At 62.1% G+C, this 18,066-nt stretch carries 16 protein-coding genes; 7 read left to right on the forward strand and 9 right to left on the reverse strand.

Translation table 11 applies throughout. The features are described from left to right. Positions 1-4: 4 nt before the first annotated feature. Both rpsF and AC1Z3V_RS23015 read right to left on the reverse strand, forming a co-directional pair. Positions 5-451, reverse strand: a complete 447-nt coding sequence (gene rpsF, locus AC1Z3V_RS23010; protein WP_173516058.1) for a 30S ribosomal protein S6 — start codon at positions 449-451, stop codon at positions 5-7. A 301-nt stretch (positions 452-752) separates the two neighbouring features. After that, positions 753-1,796, reverse strand: a complete 1,044-nt coding sequence (locus tag AC1Z3V_RS23015; protein ID WP_483501931.1) for an aldo/keto reductase — start codon at positions 1,794-1,796, stop codon at positions 753-755. Between the two features lie 356 nt (positions 1,797-2,152). Between AC1Z3V_RS23015 and fabD the strand changes: the two genes are divergently transcribed. From fabD to gmk, 7 genes are all read left to right on the forward strand, one after another. Beyond that, complete coding sequence (gene fabD, locus AC1Z3V_RS23020; RefSeq protein WP_483501932.1) at positions 2,153-3,097, forward strand: ACP S-malonyltransferase; 945 nt, start codon at positions 2,153-2,155, stop codon at positions 3,095-3,097. Between the two features lie 39 nt (positions 3,098-3,136). Continuing rightward, positions 3,137-3,874 carry a 3-oxoacyl-[acyl-carrier-protein] reductase gene (gene fabG / locus AC1Z3V_RS23025; protein WP_173516061.1) on the forward strand — a complete coding sequence of 246 codons (738 nt, stop codon included), beginning with the start codon at positions 3,137-3,139 and terminating at the stop codon, positions 3,872-3,874. 329 nt (positions 3,875-4,203) lie between these two features. Beyond that, positions 4,204-4,440, forward strand: coding sequence for an acyl carrier protein (locus AC1Z3V_RS23030; RefSeq protein ID WP_003531676.1), 237 nt, complete (start codon positions 4,204-4,206; stop codon positions 4,438-4,440). 217 nt (positions 4,441-4,657) lie between these two features. Beyond that, on the forward strand, positions 4,658-5,923 hold the full coding sequence (gene fabF, locus AC1Z3V_RS23035; protein ID WP_483501934.1) for a beta-ketoacyl-ACP synthase II: 1,266 nt from the start codon (positions 4,658-4,660) through the stop codon (positions 5,921-5,923). Positions 5,924-6,476: 553 nt separating this feature from the next. Next, positions 6,477-7,676, forward strand: coding sequence for an endolytic transglycosylase MltG (gene mltG, locus AC1Z3V_RS23040; RefSeq protein ID WP_483501935.1), 1,200 nt, complete (start codon positions 6,477-6,479; stop codon positions 7,674-7,676). A gap of 98 nt (positions 7,677-7,774) precedes the next feature. After that, the gene (locus AC1Z3V_RS23045) at positions 7,775-8,662 is read left to right on the forward strand and encodes a YicC/YloC family endoribonuclease (protein ID WP_483501937.1); all 888 of its coding nucleotides are present in this window, start codon (positions 7,775-7,777) and stop codon (positions 8,660-8,662) included. A gap of 3 nt (positions 8,663-8,665) precedes the next feature. Continuing rightward, a complete protein-coding gene (gene gmk, locus AC1Z3V_RS23050; protein ID WP_173516065.1) occupies positions 8,666-9,325 on the forward strand; it encodes a guanylate kinase in 660 nt (219 codons plus the stop codon). Between the two features lie 12 nt (positions 9,326-9,337). On the opposite strand, the gene AC1Z3V_RS23055 is transcribed toward gmk, so the two are convergent. From AC1Z3V_RS23055 to lptF, 7 genes are all read right to left on the reverse strand, one after another. Next, positions 9,338-10,280, reverse strand: a protein-coding gene (locus AC1Z3V_RS23055; protein WP_483500817.1) for an IS630 family transposase whose coding sequence is annotated in 2 segments (ribosomal slippage) — positions 9,338-9,943 and positions 9,945-10,280 — 942 coding nt in all. Because the reading frame shifts where the segments join, the coding sequence is not laid out codon by codon here. 191 nt (positions 10,281-10,471) lie between these two features. Next, positions 10,472-11,299: a 16S rRNA (adenine(1518)-N(6)/adenine(1519)-N(6))-dimethyltransferase RsmA gene (gene rsmA / locus AC1Z3V_RS23060; RefSeq protein ID WP_483501939.1), complete on the reverse strand. Its 828-nt coding sequence runs from the start codon at positions 11,297-11,299 to the stop codon at positions 10,472-10,474. Further along, positions 11,299-12,327: a 4-hydroxythreonine-4-phosphate dehydrogenase PdxA gene (pdxA, locus tag AC1Z3V_RS23065; RefSeq protein ID WP_483501941.1), complete on the reverse strand. Its 1,029-nt coding sequence runs from the start codon at positions 12,325-12,327 to the stop codon at positions 11,299-11,301. The genes rsmA and pdxA overlap by 1 nt, the downstream gene beginning before the upstream one ends. A gap of 13 nt (positions 12,328-12,340) precedes the next feature. After that, positions 12,341-13,279, reverse strand: coding sequence for a SurA N-terminal domain-containing protein (locus AC1Z3V_RS23070; RefSeq protein WP_483501943.1), 939 nt, complete (start codon positions 13,277-13,279; stop codon positions 12,341-12,343). Positions 13,280-13,466: 187 nt separating this feature from the next. Beyond that, positions 13,467-15,818, reverse strand: a complete 2,352-nt coding sequence (locus AC1Z3V_RS23075; RefSeq protein ID WP_483501945.1) for an LPS-assembly protein LptD — start codon at positions 15,816-15,818, stop codon at positions 13,467-13,469. Continuing rightward, the gene (lptG, locus tag AC1Z3V_RS23080) at positions 15,818-16,900 is read right to left on the reverse strand and encodes an LPS export ABC transporter permease LptG (protein ID WP_429808934.1); all 1,083 of its coding nucleotides are present in this window, start codon (positions 16,898-16,900) and stop codon (positions 15,818-15,820) included. Before lptG ends, AC1Z3V_RS23075 begins: the two co-directional genes overlap by 1 nt. Further along, on the reverse strand, positions 16,894-18,063 hold the full coding sequence (lptF, locus tag AC1Z3V_RS23085; protein ID WP_429808450.1) for an LPS export ABC transporter permease LptF: 1,170 nt from the start codon (positions 18,061-18,063) through the stop codon (positions 16,894-16,896). Before lptF ends, lptG begins: the two co-directional genes overlap by 7 nt. Positions 18,064-18,066 lie beyond the last annotated feature (3 nt).

Genomic DNA, 18,066 nt, shown 5'->3' on the forward strand with positions numbered 1-18,066 from the left:
TTGATTACGCGCGGTCTTCGCGCGGACGACGCGGGCGGTCTTCGCGGTCGCCACGGTCCGGACGCGGACCACGGTCGCCGAAGCCACGCTCCGGACGGTCGCCATCGCGGCGCGGACGGTCGTCGCGGTCGCGCTTCTGCATCATGGCAGACGGGCCTTCCTCGTGCTTTTCGACGGCGATCGTCATATAGCGCAGGATGTCTTCGTTGATGCGCATCTGACGCTCGACTTCGTGAACGGCCGGTGCCGGAGCATCGATGTCCATGAGAACGTAGTGAGCCTTGCGGTTCTTCTTGATGCGGTAGGTGAGGGACTTCAGGCCCCAGTTCTCGACGCGACCGACCTTGCCGCCGTTCGCTTCGAGCACGCCCTTGTACTGCTCGACGAGAGCGTCGACCTGCTGCGGCGTGATGTCCTGGCGGGCCAGGAATACGTGTTCATAAAGAGCCATTGTGGCTTGCCTTTCTTGCGTTAATCAGCCCGGACCTCGGCGGCTAAGCCTCAACGACTGTTCTTATGGGCTCGCAAGAGCCGGCAAGAAAGTGTTGTATCGAGACGGTCGAGAGCGGAGACACGGGAGGCCGGAATGCCTTGCATTCCTGACGGCGCCCTCGCGGGAAACCGGCCCTCCGTTCAGCCACCAGCCAGAAGACCGGGCATTTCGAACAGCGCGCTTATACGCATTTTTCCACAGAAGGCAAGGCTCGCCGGATATTTTCACTCCGACCTCTTCTCTGACGGACCGATGCCGATCAGATCGGCATCGGGTAGAGACGGTGCAGTCGCCGGATGCCGTTCATGACGTCCTGCGACAAAGTGAGATTGGCGGCGCCGAGGTTGGTCTTCAACTGAACCATCGAGGTCGCGCCGATGATGACGGACGCCATGAACGGACGCGTCAGGCAGAAGGCGATTGCCATCTGAGCGGGATCGATACCGTGCTCGCGTGCAAGCTGCACATAGCCGGCGACCGCCGGTTCCTGGTGCGGCGTGAAGCGGCCGCCGAGATCGCCGTTGATCGACAGGCGGGAGCCCGTCGGTCTGGCACCGTCCAGATACTTGCCGCTGAGCAGTCCGGCTGCGAGCGGCGAATAGGCGAGCAAGCCCACGTCCTCGTGATGCGACAGCTCGGAAAGATCGAGATCATAGGCGCGGTAGAGCAGATTGTATTCGTTCTGGACCGAGGCGACCCTTGGGAGGCCGTGACGTTCGGCCATGTCGATGAACTTCATCGTGCCCCAGGCCGTCTCATTGGAGAGACCGATGGCGCGGACCTTGCCGGCCTTCACGAGATCGCCGAGCTTGTCGAGGATCGCTCGCAGATCGCTGGCGACATGCGCTTTGTCCTGCTTGGCCGGATCGTAGGACCAGGCATTGCGGAAGTGGTAGTGACCGCGGTTCGGCCAGTGGATCTGGTAGAGGTCGACATAGTCGGTCTTCAAACGTCGAAGGCTGGCGTCGATTGCCAGTTCGATGCCTTCGGGGGTCGTGGGATCGCCATTACGGATATAGGGGCGGCCGGGGCCGGCGACCTTGGTCGCGAGCACGACGTCGTCGCGGCGGCCGCGCTTCGCCAGCCATTCGCCGATGAAACGCTCCGTATTGCCGTAGGTCTCGGGCGAGAGCGGGGTCGTTGGGTAGAGTTCAGCCGTATCGATGAAATTGACGCCCGTGTCGAAGGCGTGATCCAGCTGCTCGTGTGCCTCGGCAACGGAGTTCTGCGAGCCCCAGGTCATGGTGCCCAGGCAGATTTCCGAGACCTTGATGCCGGTGCGGCCAAGCGTGTTGTAGCGCATCTAGATAAGTATCCTTGTGAAGGGCGGGCGCCGACTTGGGGAGGAAAGGGGCGCGCGCGGGAATGGAGTGGCCGCCTTTGCCTGTGCGTCGGTGGCAGGGCAGAACGACATCGGGCGGCAAACTTACGCCTTGATTGTTGAAGATCAAGGGCAAAAGGCGCCGTCGGCCTCGCCCGCACGGGCCTCCAAGCTTGACTCGCCGTTCAGGAATGTGAATGGAGAGGAAACCGGAGTGGGCTAGGGGAAAAGTGTTTGCGGTTTTCGCCCGCATCCCGCTCCAACTCATAAGAACCGATCACTATGATTTCGTGTCGAGCCGACCCGAAATCATAGTGATCTAGGGAAGGGACTATCCCATGAGCATTGCATTCACGTTTCCCGGCCAGGGCAGCCAGGCTGTCGGCATGGGCAGGGATCTGGCGGACGCCTTTCCGGAAGCGGCAGCCGTTTTTGCCGAAGTCGACGAGGCACTCGGCGAGAAGCTGTCCGAAATCATGTGGAACGGCCCCGAGGAAACGCTGACGCTGACCGCGAACGCGCAGCCCGCGCTGATGGCCGTATCGATGGCCGTCATCCGGGTGCTCGAAGCCAAAGGTCTCGACATCAAGTCAAAGGTCTCCTTCGTCGCCGGCCATTCGCTCGGCGAATATTCGGCACTCTGTGCCGCCGGCACCTTCTCGATCGCCGACACGGCGCGTCTCCTGCGTATCCGCGGCAACGCGATGCAGGCGGCCGTACCGGTCGGCAAGGGCGCGATGGCCGCGATCATCGGCCTGGAGCATGCCGACGTCGAAGCCGTTTGCCGCGAAGCTTCGGCGCTCGGCTCCTGCCAGATCGCCAACGATAACGGCGGCGGCCAGCTGGTGATTTCCGGCGAGAAGGTAGCCGTCGAGAAGGCTGCCGCACTGGCATCCGAAAAGGGCGCCAAGCGCGCTTTGATGCTGCCGGTTTCCGCTCCCTTCCATTCGAGCCTGATGGCGCCGGCCGCCGACGCCATGCGCGAGGCTCTCGCCAAGGTCGAGAAGCGCAATCCCGTCGTGCCCGTGATCGCCAACGTGCTGGCCGCACCTGTCAGCGATGCCGGCGAGATCGCCCGGCTGCTGGTGGAGCAGGTCACGGGCCAGGTCCGCTGGCGCGAGACGGTCGAGTGGTTTGCCGCCAACAACGTCACGACGCTCTATGAACTCGGTTCCGGCAAGGTCCTGACCGGGCTTGCCCGCCGGATCGACAAGGCCGTCAACGGTATTGCCGTCAATACGCCTGCCGATATCGACACCGCACTTGCCGCCTTGCTCGCCTGAGCGATCGCGTAAGCGCTCCAGTTACAAGGAATCAATCAGATGTTCGATCTTTCCGGCCGCAAGGCTCTCGTCACCGGCGCATCCGGTGGTATCGGTGAAGAAATCGCCCGCATGCTGCACGCCCAGGGCGCAACTGTCGGCCTGCACGGCACGCGCGTCGAAAAGCTGGAAGCGCTTGCCAACGAACTCGGCGATCGCGTGCAGCTCTTCCCGGCGAACCTTTCGGACCGTGCCGAAGTCAAGGCGCTCGGCGAAAAGGCCGAGGCCGAACTCGGCGGCGTCGACATCCTCGTCAACAATGCCGGCATCACCAAGGACGGCCTCTTCGTGCGCATGAGCGATGAGGACTGGGACAGCGTTCTCGAAGTCAACCTGACAGCCGTCTTCCGCCTGACGCGCGAGCTCACCCATCCGATGATGCGCCGCCGCTTCGGCCGCATCGTCAACATCACCTCGATCGTCGGTGTCACCGGCAATCCGGGCCAGGCCAATTATTGTGCCTCCAAGGCCGGCATGATCGGCTTCTCGAAGTCCCTGGCGCAGGAGATCGCGACGCGAAACGTCACGGTCAACTGCGTCGCGCCCGGCTTCATCGAGAGCGCGATGACCGGCAAGCTGAACGACAAGCAGAAAGATGCGATCATGGGCGCGATCCCCATGAAGCGCATGGGCACCGGCGCGGAGATTGCGTCGGCCGTCGTCTACCTCGCGTCGAACGAGGCTGGCTATGTCACCGGCCAGACGATTCACGTCAATGGCGGTATGGCGATGATCTGATCCGGTTCGGGATGCGGCGCCCGTCGAGATTGTGCGACGGGCGATATTCAACGTCCCGGGATGCGCCTGCCAAATGCCTGAAATTCAATGTTGACCAAGCGAATGTCAGGCATTTTCGGACTTTGCGGCAGACTTAAACCGTGTTAATCGGGCCATGACTGTTAGCAGTCGACCGGTCCCGCCAGGTGTCCGGCAGCCTTGGCTGCCCTGGGTTTGCCGCAGTTCCGGTTGGATGGATTGCCGGGTAGCCCGTCTTGGTCTATCAGGCTGAAGTAAGAGTACCGGTGCCGGATAGGCGCCCACAGAAACGAAGGTCGAGGAACTCCGACATGAGCGATATCGCAGAACGCGTAAAGAAAATTGTTATTGATCATCTTGGCGTCGACGCCGAAAAGGTCAGCGAAGGCGCAAGCTTCATCGATGACCTCGGCGCGGACTCGCTCGACACCGTCGAACTGGTCATGGCTTTCGAAGAAGAATTCGGCGTTGAAATCCCGGACGATGCCGCTGACTCGATCCTGACCGTCGGCGACGCCGTCAAGTTCATCGAAAAGGCCCAGGCCTAATATCCAAGCGGCTACGGCCGTAGACGGGCCGCCTAAAGCGGCCCGTTTCAGCCCAGGGAAGTGGGCTGTCCCGCGAGCGCGGGTTTCGATCAGCAAGCGTTTTGCCGCATTTTCCTCTGATCGTGAATAAGAACCTTAAATTGGATGCCCGGATCGGGTTCGTCACACGTGGTCCGATCCGGCTCTGAAATTGAAAAGTCAGGGTGGGTCGCGGACTATGAGACGTGTCGTTATCACCGGTACCGGCATGGTATCTCCCTTGGGTTGCGGAACTGAGGCGACGTGGGCGCGCCTTCTTGCCGGGCAGAATGCTGCGCGCAAGGTGACCGAATTCGAGGTCGAGGATCTTCCTGCCAAGATCGCCTGCCGCATTCCTTTCGGTGACGGCACCGACGCAACCTTCAACGCCGACGACTGGATGGAGCCGAAGGAGCAGCGCAAGGTCGATCCGTTCATCGTCTACGCGATGGCGGCCGCCGACATGGCGCTCGCCGACGCCGGCTGGAAGCCGGAGAGCAACGAGGACCAGATCGCGACCGGCGTCCTGATCGGTTCGGGCATCGGCGGTCTCGAAGGTATCGTCGAAGGCGGCTATACGCTGCGCGACAAGGGTCCCCGCCGCATTTCGCCGTTCTTCATTCCCGGCCGCCTCATCAACCTCGCCTCGGGCCAGGTGTCGATCCGCCACAAGCTGCGTGGCCCGAACCACTCGGTCGTCACCGCGTGCTCGACCGGCGCGCACGCCATCGGCGACGCGAGCCGTCTGATCGCGCTCGGCGATGCCGACGTCATGGTCGCCGGCGGTGCGGAATCGCCGATCTGCCGGATCTCGCTTGCGGGCTTCGCCGCCTGCAAGGCCTTGTCGACCCAGCACAACGACAACCCGGAAAAGGCATCGCGTCCCTACGATGTCGATCGTGACGGCTTCGTCATGGGCGAGGGCGCTGGCGTCGTCATCCTCGAAGAGCTCGAGCACGCCAAGGCCCGCGGCGCGAAGATCTATGCTGAAGTCGTCGGTTACGGCCTTTCCGGCGACGCCTTCCACATCACCGCTCCGTCGGAAGACGGCGATGGCGCCTATCGTTGCATGCAGATGGCGCTGAAGCGCGCCGGCCTGACGGCCGCCGACGTCGACTATATCAACGCCCACGGCACCTCGACCATGGCGGACACGATCGAGCTCGGTGCCGTCGAGCGCCTGGTCGGCGAGCATGCGTCGAAGATCTCCATGTCCTCGACCAAGTCGGCGATCGGTCATCTGCTCGGCGCTGCCGGCGCTGTCGAGGCGATCTTCTCGGCGCTCGCGATTCGCGACAACATCGCGCCGCCGACGCTCAACCTTGACAATCCGTCCGTGGAAACCAAGATCGACCTCGTGCCGCACGTTGCGCGCAAGCGCGAGATCAATGTGGCGCTGTCGAATTCCTTCGGCTTTGGCGGCACCAATGCGTCGCTGGTCCTGCGCCGCTATACGGACGGCTGATCGGCCCCTGCCAATCATCGGATCGATCCAACAAGTCGGTCCGATGATCCTGCTTTTGCCGCATTGCTCGCTACAAGCATGATTTGGGAGGATGCAACGCCATCGCGGCGGTGCTTGCCGACCGCTATGTTCGCGCAAGGCATATCTGTCAGATTGCCATTTAGCTATTGCCGGGAACATGTCGCTCGCCCAGTAGTAACCGGGGCGGCACGTTCCGAACGGTTGCCTGTCTCCTTAAATTCATCCGATTTAGGGAGGAAGCAGGCAGCCATTTAGAGTGTTACAGCGACCTTAAGGCGTCCTATAAGGCGTACGGTTCTGTAAAGTGTCAGCCGTCCGTCGTCTTCTCTTGAACAGGCGGTGAACCGACACATTTCTGTGGTTCCTGGTGCCAAGGCACTGCGCCGCAGGTCTATTGTGATGAAGACTGCGGAACGCCGCCCGCCAGGCCGGCGCCGATTTTGAAATTGACTTAAGCCTGCCATGGTCCAGTCCGAAATTCGCACCGGGGCAGGAAGAGAATGAGGTTGCGAATTTCGGGTTCGGGATAATCGTGAGCGACTCAAACGATAACGGCGCGGCGCAATTCGGCCGCAATGAAAACGCGAGCAACGGGCCGATCATTCCGAAATCGGCCAACGAGGCGTTGCGCCCGGAAAAGGTGCCGCAGCCTCCGAAGCGGTCGCGCAAGGCCCGCAGCCAGGTGGTGATCTTCCTGAACTTCGTGATGACCATCATCGTTTTCGCGGCGCTTGCCGCGGCCGGCACGGTCTACTACGCCATGCATCAGTACGAGAAGCCGGGTCCGCTGCAGGCAAACCAGAACTTCATCGTCAGGAGCGGCGCCGGTATGAGCGAGATCGCCAGCGGTCTCGAGCGCAGCAACATCATTACCGACGCGCGCGTCTTCCGCTTTGTCTCGGAAGCCTATCTCGACAATGAGACGCTGAAGGCCGGCGAGTATGAAATCAAGGCCGGCTCGTCGATGCAGGACGTGATGCAGCTTCTGAAGTCGGGCAAATCGATCCTCTATTCCGTTTCTCTGCCCGAAGGCCTGACCGTCAAGCAGATGTTCCACAAGCTTTCCGACGATCCGGTTCTGGTCGGCGACCTGCCGAAGGAACTTCCGCCGGAAGGCTCGCTGATGCCGGACACCTACAAGTTCACGCGCGGCACCAAGCGCGGCGAGATCGTCCAGCAGATGATTGCGGCGCAGAAGGCGCTGGTCGATCAGATCTGGCAGAAGCGTGATCCGGACCTGCCGGTTTCGACGGTCGAGGAACTCGTCACGCTTGCTTCGATCGTGGAGAAGGAAACCGGTCGCGCCGACGAACGGCCGCGGGTCGCCTCCGTTTTCATCAACCGGCTCGACAAGGGCATGCGGCTGCAGTCCGACCCGACGATCATCTACGGCATTTTCGGCGGCGACGGAAAGCCGGCGGACCGTCCGATCCTGAAGTCCGACATCGACAAGCAGACGCCCTACAACACCTATATCATCAAGGGTTTGCCGCCGACGCCGATCGCCAATCCGGGCCGTGCGGCGCTGGAGGCCGTCGCCAATCCGTCGCGTACGCCGGAACTCTACTTCGTGGCCGACGGTTCGGGGGGCCATGTTTTCGCGGAGACTTTGGACGAGCACAACGCGAATGTAAGGCGTTGGCGCAAGGCGGAAGCCGAGAAGGCAGCGGAAGCCGCGAAGGCTGCCACGGATGCTGCAGCGGCTGAACCGGCAGCAGCGCAGCCGCAATAAACGCTGCATTGTGGACGGATAGATCACGGCGCGGATATCCCTTGCGGGATGCCGCGCCGTCGCCGTATTGCTTCTGCTGAAACACAACGGAGGTGACGATGCCGCTCCAATCGATGACCGGCTTTGCCCGCAGGGAAGGCAGCAGTGGCCGCCGCCGTTGGGCCTGGGAACTGCGCTCCGTCAATGGCAAGGGCCTTGATCTCAGGTTGCGCCTGCCGCAAGGGCTCGAGCGCTTCGAGCCCGAGGTGCGCAAACTCGCGGCAGACTATTTCGCGCGTGGCAATCTCCAGATCGGACTTTCCGTCAGCGGCGCGGAAGCAACCGTCGAGGCGGTGGTCAATCAGGGCGCGTTGACGGCGGTCTTGAATTTGCGCGAACAACTCGGCGATCTCGTCGATCCGGCGCCGTTGAAATTTGACACGCTTCTCTCAATCCGCGGCATTGTCGATTTTCGCGAGCCGGAAGAAAGCGAAGAAGAGCGTGCTGCCCTTGATACGGACATCGTCGAAGGGTTGAGGCTCGCGCTTGCCGATCTCCGCACCATGCGTGAGGAGGAGGGGGCCGCGCTCTGTCAGATCCTGCTGGCGCAGGTCGAAGGCATCGAGGCACTCACGGCGACCGTGGAAGCCGATCCGTCCCGTAGCGCCGCGGCGATCGCCGACCGGCTTGCCCAGCAGGTGGCCCTGGTGATGGACAACGGTTCCTCGCTCGACCGGGAACGCCTTTATGCCGAAGTGGCGCTCCTCGCCACCAAGGCCGATCTTCGGGAAGAGATCGACCGGCTTGGCTCCCACATCGCAGCGGCGCGTGAGCTGCTGGCGAAGGGCGGCCCCGTCGGTCGCAAGCTTGATTTCCTGGCACAGGAATTTAACCGAGAATCGAATACGATCTGTTCCAAGTCGAATGCGGCCGCCGTTTCTGCCGCCGGCATCGAACTCAAGGTCGTCATCGACCAGTTCCGCGAACAGGTCCAGAATCTGGAGTAAAGCATGACCCCGGCGACCCCTTCGCCCATCAAGATCGCCCGTCGTGGGCTGATGCTCGTCATTTCCTCGCCCTCGGGCGCCGGCAAGTCGACGATCGCGCGCAACCTCCTGGAAGCCGATCCGGAGATGAGCATCTCCGTCAGCGTGACGACGCGCCAGCGCCGTCCGAGCGAAATCGATGGCCGGCATTATCACTTCAAGTCGATCCGGGAATTCGAGGCGTTGCGGGCGACCGACTCGCTGCTCGAATGGGCGGAGGTGCACGGCAATTTCTATGGCACGCCACGCGATGCGGTCGAAGCGGCGATGGCCGCCGGCCGCGACATGCTCTTCGATATCGATTGGCAGGGCGCCCAGCAGCTTCAGGAAAAGATGGCCGGCGACGTCGTGTCGATCTTCATCCTGCCGCCGTCGATGACCGAGCTGCAGTCACGCCTGCACCGTCGGGCCGAAGACAGCGAAGAGGTGATTGCGACGCGGCTTGCCAACTCACGCGCCGAAATCGAGCACTGGCGCGAGTACGATTACATCGTGCTCAACGACGACCTCGACCGCGCTTTCGCCTCCGTGCGGGCAATCGTCGAGGCGGAACGGCTTCGTCGCGACCGACGTCCGGGCCTGTTCGATTTCGTCAATGGGCTTCTGACGGAAAATCCGTTCTAGAGCATGCTGCTTTCATTCGGAAGCATAGCCTGAGTTTCTGAGATAATTGGCGCATTCGGCTGGCGAGAAGGTGTCGAGCAATTCACCGGCCTTGCGCCATGTTGCCTCGACGGTCCGTGGGGCTGCTTTCCTGATGAGATGCTTGAGTTTGGCAAAGACCTGCTCGATGGGATTGAGGTCGGGGCTGTAGGGCGGCAGGAAGAAGAGGTGCGCCCCTGCGGCCCTGACGGCGCGACGGACGGCTTGTCCCTTGTGGCTGCCGAGATTGTCGAGGACGACGATGTCGCCCTTGGCGAGCGTGGGCACGAGGACCTTCTTGACATAGAGGGTGAAGAGCTCGCCGTTGATCGGCCCGTCGATGACCCAAGGCGCATCGATACGGTCGCAGCGCAAGGCGGCGATGAAGGTCAGGGTTTTCCAGTGGCCGTGTGGGACCGGCGCAGCGAGCCGCCGGCCGCGCGGCGCCCAGCCCCTGAGCGCCGCCATATTCGTCTTGATCCAGGTTTCATCGAGAAAGACCAGCCGACGGGCTTCGATCCGATGCTGGTGGGTCTTCCATCGCAGCCGCTTGCGGGCAATGTCCACTCGCGTTTGCTCAGCCGGCAGAACTGTTTTTTTTGAAGCTCAGGCCTTCGGCTCGAACAAAGACCCAAACCGCTCGACGGTCGGTCTTGATGCCACGTTCGGCCAATTCCGCCACCAATCCCCGTGTCGTAAACGGCCCGGATTGACAGCGTTCACGCAACCAGTCCGCCCGCTCGCCCGACAGGGTGCGCTTCTTGCGTCCGCCGACACGGCCGGGCTCAAGAGAGCCGGTCTCGGCAAGACGTCGCTTCCATTTTGAAACGCAGGAGGGAGCAATCGAAAGCGCGGCCGCGATCGACCGCGTCGTCTCCCCGCTACGCAATCGGGCCAGCGCCCGCTCCCGCAGGTCCTCCGAATAAGCTCGCGTCATCCATGCCGGCCATCCTTCCGGCATGGACAGGGAATCACATCCCAACTGATTTGCGAATCCCCGATTCCGGAAAAATGCAGCACGTTCTAGAGCGACCTTCGTGCGTTCACCGGAACGCGCGGCGCTCAAAGCCGCTCACCAGACAGGGTGTGTGATCGGGCCTCGCCGGCCGAAAGCTCCGCTGCTGCGGCTCAGAGGCAGTTTGCCAGACGGCAGAATTCTTCCACCGAAAGCGTCTCGGCCCGCCGCTGCGGGTCGATATCGGCCTTTGCCAGCAGGGCTTCGCCGCCAAGCGGCTTGAGGCTTTGCCGCAGCATCTTGCGGCGCTGGCCAAAGGCGGCGTGCGTCACCTTCTCGAGTGCCGAAACGGAGCAGGGGATTGGGTTCTCCACAGGCTCCAGATGGACCACCGACGATGTCACCTTCGGCGGCGGGGTGAAGGCTTGCGGCGGCACGTCGAAAGCCATCCGCGCCCTGGTGCGCCAGCCGCAGAGCACCCCGAGCCGTCCGTAGTGATCGTCATCCGCTTCGGCGACGATCCTGAGGCCCACTTCCCGCTGGAACATCAGCGTCAATGACTGCCAGAACGGCGGCCAGCGTTCGGGCAAAAGCCAGTTGACGAGCAATTGCGTGCCGACATTGTAGGGCAGGTTGGCGATGATCTTGACCGGCCCACCGTCGGCAAGCGTCTCGAACGGTGTTTTCAGGGCGTCGCCTTCGATCACCTGCAACCGGTCCGGATAATGCGCGCCAATTTCGGCAAGCGCCGGCACGCAGCGGGAATCGCGCTCGATCGCGATGACTTTCTTGGCTCCGAGGGCCAGGATGGCGCGCGTCAGGCCGCCGGGACCAGGCCCGACTTCGATGACCGTCACGCCTTCGAGCGAACCGGCGGTCCGGGCAATCTTCTGCGTCAGGTTGAGGTCGAGCAGGAAGTTCTGGCCCAACGCCTTCCTGGCGTCGAGGCCGTGGCGCTGGATCACGTCGCGCAGCGGAGGAAGACCGTCGAGCGCGGCCATCAGCGGATATCTCCCGGGGTATTGGCCGCGAGCATCGCGGCAAGATCAAGTGCCGCCCTGAGGCTGTCGTCGCGGGCGACGCCTTTGCCGGCAAGGCTGAAGGCCGTGCCGTGGTCCGGCGACGTGCGGATAAAGGGAAGGCCGAGCGTGACATTGACGCTGTCGTCGAAGCCGAGCGCCTTGGCCGGGATCAGCGCCTGATCGTGATACATGCAGATTGCTACGTCGTAGGTCGCGCGCGCCCGATCATGGAACATCGTATCCGCCGGCAGAGGACCCACAGCATCGATCCCGTCGGCCTGCAGACGGTCGATCACGGGGCGGATGACGGCGTCGTCCTCAAGGCCGAGCGCACCGTTTTCGCCGGCGTGAGGGTTGAGCCCGGCGATCGCGAGGCGCGGTCGCTCGAGCCCGAAACGGTTGCGCAGATCAGCCGCCGTGATCGCACAGGTGCGATAGATGAGATCCGGCGTTAACTGGCCCGGTACGTCCTTCAGCGGGATGTGGATGGTGACCGGAACCGCGCGCAGCTTCGGTCCGGCCAGCATCATGACCGGCAGAACGGTTTGTCCCGTCGCCTTCTCCGCAAGATCCGCCAGGTATTCGGTGTGGCCGGGAAAACGGAAGCCGGCGTCGTAGAGGACTGCCTTGGCGATCGGGTTGGTCACAACGGCCGAAGCTTCGCCGGCGGTTACGAGCTGCACCGCCATATCGATCGCCTTGATGACAGCGCTGGCATTGGCGGTGTCGGGATCGCCCGCCGTAACCGGGGCAGGACAGGTGACCGGCAGCACCGGCAGTGCCGCATCGAACACGGCAATGGCGCCGGCGCAATCCGTCTCCCGCACGGGAACCGAATAGCCGAGCATCGCCGCTCGCGCGGCAAGCACCGAAGGATCGCCGACAAACAGGAAAGGTGCCGTCGCGTGCTCGCGGCGGCCAAGCCAGGCGGAAAGGCTGATATCCGGCCCGATACCGGCCGGATCGCCCATGGTCAGGGCGAGTGGCCCGCCGGTTGGTTCGCGCATGTTACCGATGTGCTTACTTGTTGACGATCTGCGCCTTCTTGCGCAGTTCCTCGAGGTACTTTTCGCTGTTCGGGTCTTCTCCACCCGCCTTCTTCTTGCCGATATCCTCGGCGCGGAAGACGATTTCAGCGGCCGTGTCGTCGTTGACCTCACGCTTCTTGCAGATCGCCAGGTATTCAACGCCCTTTTCCGTTACGCGAGTTCCGGTCGTGCCGTTTTCGCCGGCCTTTTCGACCAGGGGCTTCCATTCGTCCGGCAATTGCTGGGCGAGCATGCGACCGAGATTGCGGATCGAAACGTCGCGATAGTTGGCGGCGAACACCTTGGAGGTCTCGCAGCCCGGGAACTGCGACCGCGAGGCATTTGCCTCAGCTTGCCGCTTTGCCGTGATGGCGCCGCGCTTCTTTTCGGGAATGACGAAGATCACCTGTTGGAGGAAGTATTCCGTCGTCACCGGCTTGCTGCCGCCGCCTTCCATCATCCGCTTGACGAGATCGGCGCCCTGCAGCCGGCTCGAATTTCCGTAGCGGAAGTTGACCGCGCGCGGCCAGCTCATCTGGACGGCGATATACTGCTTGAAATGCTCTACGCCGACGCCCGCCTGGTCGAGGATCTTGCCGAGCTGTTCCGGCGAAAGCTTGTTGCCTCCGGCAAAGCGGGCAAAGGCGGCATCGACCTCTTGCGTGCTGACCGACTGCCCAAGCCGGGCAATCTCGGCACGCTTCAGCACCTCGTCGACAAGCTGCTTCTTGGCTTCGTCTGCTCCGCCCTTTTGATGCTGCAGGCGGATGAATGCGACACGTTTGGCAATATCGCCCGAGGTGATCACGGTGTTGTTGACCGTCACCTTAACCTGACTTGCAGCCTGCGCACCGACACATGCCGCGATGCTCAGGGCTCCGGCCACAGCCAATACCGAAAGCGTCCTCGAGATCGACATTTTCCCGCCCATTACCTTTTCCTGTTTGCCGGACGATCACTGTCGTCGGGTCTTGTCCGCCTGCCGGCGTTGCGCCGTTGCCTTATCTTGTCGGAGGAAATGCATAATACATGCGGCCAAACGATGACAAGACCGTTTGAGCAGCCCAAAATTGCGAGAGGGGGCGAACTTCGCGTTTCGCCCCCTCGTTCCAATGATCTTAATAGTAGTCCAGCTCTTCGAACTTGGTGTCGCCGACATTGACGTCGCCGAGGGTGCGGAAGCTGATCCTGGCACCGATCGACCAATCGTTCGCCAGCGTGCTGCCGGTATCGCGTTCCTGCTTGTAGACGATCGAGAACAGGGTGTCCTGATCGTCGTAGGTGATGCCGAAGCCGTTGCGCGAGATGACGTCCCGGTTGATGTCGTAGGTGATGGCACCAAAGACCGACCAATAGTCGTGGAACTTATAGGCGGCGGCCGTCTGGATTTCGTCCTGATCCACCTGCGAACCATAAAGCGGCTGCGCTTCGATGCGCGTATAGGTCATCGCCGCCTGCCACGTCGTGCCGAGGTACCCGACGGTCGCATCGGCACGACGCAGTGCCAGATCCTTTTCGTCGAGACGGCCCGAGAGGCTAGCCATCAGGCCGGACGGTGCATCGATGCCGAACATCGCGACATAGTCTGAGCTCTTCGTTTCCAGACCGGAGTTCGCGCCGGTCTTCACCAGGTCGTCGGTTGCAAACGAATTCAGGCCACCGAGATGGAAGGACTGACCGACGACACCGCGGAGGCCATAGCCGCTGTCGAAGGTGCCGGTATAGCGGAAGCCGACGTTGGCGCGCGTGCCACCTTCGACCCGGTCGAAGCCCGAGAACTTGTCGCGGTCGAAAAGGTTGGTCGCGTCGAACACGAAGCTCTGGGCGTCTTCGTTCGGCAGGCCGCCGGCATCCTGTTCGTCCGGGCGTGCATAGAGCTGAGCGATCGGCTCGAGCACGTGGCTGCTGTCCTCGCCGACGAAGAGAATCGGGTAACGGGCCTCGAGACCGGCGGTCAACATGCGCCGCGTCGTCGCGTCGCTGGTGTTGTAGTCGCCGGTATAGAGCGGTCCTGGCGCGTCCATGTTGAGCCCGAGGGCATCACCGCGCGCCGCCAGAAGCGGTGTGACGACGAGGCCGCCGGGGGCGATGAAAGTGCGCTTCCATTCAAGCTCGCCCGTCAGGCGGTGGGTTGTGCCCTCCAGACCGCGGAAGCGATCGACGACGCCTGGAACATTCTCGAGGTCCAGCCGATTGCGCTTGATGTTCGTCAGGTTGACGGTTGCCGAAAGTTCGCCGCCCAAAATGGGCTGAGGCGCCTTGTAGGAGTAATCGAGAACCTGCGCCGCAGGCTGCTGATTTTCCTTGATGCTGTTCGGGTCCGCGTCCTGAATGTCGAAGTAGAAGGCGCGCAGGTCGAAGAAGTTTCGCTTGCCGAGCCCGGTCAGGTAGGCCTGGTTGACATAGGTCGTTCCGTCGAAGTTCGACAGTTCGTAGGTCTTGGCGAAGTTGGCGTCCGACTGGACGAGAACGTTCCAGCCGAACGTCCAGCGCGGATTGATCTCGAACTCGGCCTTCGACGCGATCATGCCGCGACTGGTCTTCTCGGCGTCCACCGTGCCAGGCGTGAACTTGCTCCTGTCGAGCTGGCTGATGCCGGCGACGTTCAGCGTATGGAAGCCGTTGTGGAACCGCTGGCGGAACTCGCCTTCCAGCAGGAAACCCTGCCGGGTCAGGCCCGTAACGGTTGCCGTCGCATCCATATAGGGCGAGATCGCCCAATAGTAGGGAACGCCGACGCCGACGCCGAGCTTCTGCGCCGAGCGGAAGGTCGGGAAAAGGAAGCCACTCTTGCGCTTGACCGTATGGTCGGGCAACTCCATCACCGGAATATAGGCGATGGGCTTGCCGAAGAGCTCGAAACGGGCGTTCTCCAGGCGAATCGTCCGCGTACGGCCGTTCTGAATGACGCGCTGCGCCTTGATATGCCACAGCGAGCGATGTTCCGGCTTGGTCGCGCAGGGTGTGCAGGCCGTGTAGACGGCCTCGTTCAGGATGAATTCCTCGCCGTTCCGCCGCTCGCCGCTCGTTGCGGCAAGTCGGGTCAGGTCGGTGGTTTCGATGCGCATCTGCTCAAGGAAACCGTTGCCGAAATCGTCGGTGACGTCCATCTTGTCGGCGTAGACGACATTGCCGCCCGGCTCGATGAACTGGATGTCCCCGGATGCATAGATGCGGCCATTCTTCTGGTCGTACTCGACCTGGCGGGCCACCATCTTGTAGCCGCCGTAGTCGATCTGCACGTTGCCGCGCACGATCACCTTCTCGGCGTCCTTGTTGTAGACGAGCTCATTGGCGGACAGAAGCAGCTTGGCGTCTTCTGGCATGTTCGGACGCAGCGAATCGAGGCGGTCCGAAGCCTGCTGCGCCATAGCAGGCGCACTCATTCCCATGGCAAGTGTCTGCAGCGCCACGCCTGCGAGCAGGGTAGCGTTGATCAGCGTCATGCGTTTGCGGTTCACTACCGCCACTAGCCATCCTCCTGATTTAAAAGAATCGTCGAGCCCAGCGCCATCGCTACAACAACTGGCAACCAGGCTGCAACGAAAGGAGGCACAATGCCGCTGCTCCCGAATGCTTTGACAAGCACGGTGACGACATAAAGCACGAAGCCTGAAAGGATGCCACCGAGAATTACGGAGCGAGATTGGTTGAACCGGCTAAATTTGAGCGACACGCAGGCGGCGATCAGCGTCATGGCGACGAGAAGCAGCGGCAGCGAGAGCATCGAGTGGAATTGGGTTTCCATGGCATTGGTTGAAAAACCAAAAGAGCGAGCCACTTCGATCTTGCCGGGCAGGTCAAAAAACTGAATGGAATCAGCCTTTGCAAGACGTTCCTGAACAAACTCAGCCTTCAGATTGGTGCTGAGTTGTGCTGTTTTCAAACGACGCGGCAGTTGTCCGTTGCGCGTTTCCGTTACCTGGTTAAGAAGCCAGTAACCATCTTCGAGCTTCGCCGAGGCCGCATCCTGTCTCAGAATGATCGAGCCCTGTGGATCGAAGTGGATGACGGTGACGTTGAGGAGCGTCGTGCCGTTGTCCTGGACCGAGCGCGCGCCGATGATCGTATCGGTCCCGTTGTAGATCTGTCGCAGCCACGGAATCGACCCCGCGTCGGAGGAACGCGAGGCGCCCCATTCCGCCAGCAGTGCCTCCCCACGTTTCGTGCCCCAGGCTGCCAGCGGGTTGAGCGCGATCACGGCGAGCACGCCGAAGAGGAAGGCGCCCAGCACGAACGGGCGCAGGAACTGCCAGACGGAGATACCTGCGGCGCGGGTCACGACCAGTTCGTAGCGCCGGTTAAGGGAGATCAGCGCCGCCATTGCCGAAAACAGCGCCACAAACGGAATCGTCTGCTGCAGGATCAGCGGGATGCGAAGCGCGGTCATCAGCAGGGCGCCGGTGATCGAATAATGTGGCAGGTTCGCCAGGCGGCTTGCCTGCTCGCTGAAGTCGATGATGAAGATCAGCGAGAAGATGCCGACGAGAAACCAGAAAGTGGTGACCGCGTAGCGGATGAAGAAGTAGCGTCCGAGCGTGCCCATCATGATGGCTGCCCTCCTTCGGCGTCACGCCGCACCAGGCGCAGGCGTTCAAGGAGATCCTGCAGCTTTTCCTGCCAGGTCATCGGGATGTCGAGACGCTTGTTGCTCACGAGCTGGTGAATGCAGAGCGCACCGGCTGCAAGTGGCACGATGTACATCAGGGGCACGAACCAGATGGAATCCTCGGCGCTGTTGCCGGCATAGAAGGTCATCCAGCGGATGAGCAGCGCCGTTCCGAGCGCGCTCACCATGGGATGGAGGCGCGCTTCCCGGTGAGACCGCGCATCGCTGCTGAACACCAGTGCGATCAGCCCGAACAGCAGCGGGAAGGTCCACTCCGTCAGGCGGCGGTTGATCTCGGCGGTAAAGGCAAGCGGCTTGTTCTTGTAGACCTGATCGTTCGGATCGGGATTGAGCAGTCCGGCGAGGTCCCGGTCCTTCGCCCGGATCGTCGCCTCGCGCGTCGTCTTGGTCATGTCGGCGAGGTCGAAGGCATAGGAATCGAACTTGATGATCGAGACGCTGCCGTCCGGCAGTTTGCGTTGCACCTCGCCGTCCTTCATCACCAGCGCGGAGCTTTTTTCGTCGACCGCGCCTTCGCGGGCGTAATAGACGAGTTCGAAGGCTGGATTGCGCGAATCGGCAACGAAGATGCCCTGCAATACGCCGCCGCTTCGCCGCGCACCGACCTGGACATAGAGTCCGTCGGCAACCTTGCGGAACGAGTTCTCCTGAACGACGGACGACAGCAGATCCGCATTGGCGGTCGCCAGCATCTTGCGTACCGAAACGCGCGAATAGGGCTCGACGAAATTGTCGACGGCGAAAGACAGGACGCTCAGGCCCACTGCCAGGTAGATGACCGGCCGGATGATGGCCATGCGCGAGCTGCCGGCAGCGTTGAGCACCGTCAGTTCCGAATCGGTGTTCATCGTAGTGAGCGTCTGGGTGACGCCGATGACCAGTGCAAAGGGCAGGATGATCGGGATGACCGAAGGCAGGATGAGCGTTGCCAGCTTGGCGAAGGCCAGAACCGACTGGCCGCTGTCGGTGACCAGATTGACGTTGGCAAGCGCCTGCGTCGTCCACACGATGCCGAGCAATGGCAGGAGTGTCGCCAGGAACATGATCAAGGCACGCCGGAATATGTAGCGTTCGATCAGCTTCATGCC

It is taken from the genome of Ensifer sp. 38_S197 (genome assembly GCF_056924495.1).

Bases quoted from the DNA above. Each gene is read 5' to 3' on its own strand.
- fabG (WP_173516061.1), top strand. From the start codon at position 3,137: ATGTTCGATCTTTCCGGCCGCAAGGCTCTCGTCACCGGCGCATCCGGT.
- gmk (WP_173516065.1), top strand. From the start codon at position 8,666: ATGACCCCGGCGACCCCTTCGCCCATCAAGATCGCCCGTCGTGGGCTG.
- fabD (WP_483501932.1), top strand. From the start codon at position 2,153: ATGAGCATTGCATTCACGTTTCCCGGCCAGGGCAGCCAGGCTGTCGGC.
- AC1Z3V_RS23015 (WP_483501931.1), bottom strand. From the start codon at position 1,796: ATGCGCTACAACACGCTTGGCCGCACCGGCATCAAGGTCTCGGAAATC.
- fabF (WP_483501934.1), top strand. From the start codon at position 4,658: ATGAGACGTGTCGTTATCACCGGTACCGGCATGGTATCTCCCTTGGGT.
- lptF (WP_429808450.1), bottom strand. From the start codon at position 18,063: ATGAAGCTGATCGAACGCTACATATTCCGGCGTGCCTTGATCATGTTC.
- rpsF (WP_173516058.1), bottom strand. From the start codon at position 451: ATGGCTCTTTATGAACACGTATTCCTGGCCCGCCAGGACATCACGCCG.
- rsmA (WP_483501939.1), bottom strand. From the start codon at position 11,299: ATGGCCGCGCTCGACGGTCTTCCTCCGCTGCGCGACGTGATCCAGCGC.
- pdxA (WP_483501941.1), bottom strand. From the start codon at position 12,327: ATGCGCGAACCAACCGGCGGGCCACTCGCCCTGACCATGGGCGATCCG.
- AC1Z3V_RS23030 (WP_003531676.1), top strand. From the start codon at position 4,204: ATGAGCGATATCGCAGAACGCGTAAAGAAAATTGTTATTGATCATCTT.
- AC1Z3V_RS23045 (WP_483501937.1), top strand. From the start codon at position 7,775: ATGCCGCTCCAATCGATGACCGGCTTTGCCCGCAGGGAAGGCAGCAGT.
- AC1Z3V_RS23070 (WP_483501943.1), bottom strand. From the start codon at position 13,279: ATGGGCGGGAAAATGTCGATCTCGAGGACGCTTTCGGTATTGGCTGTG.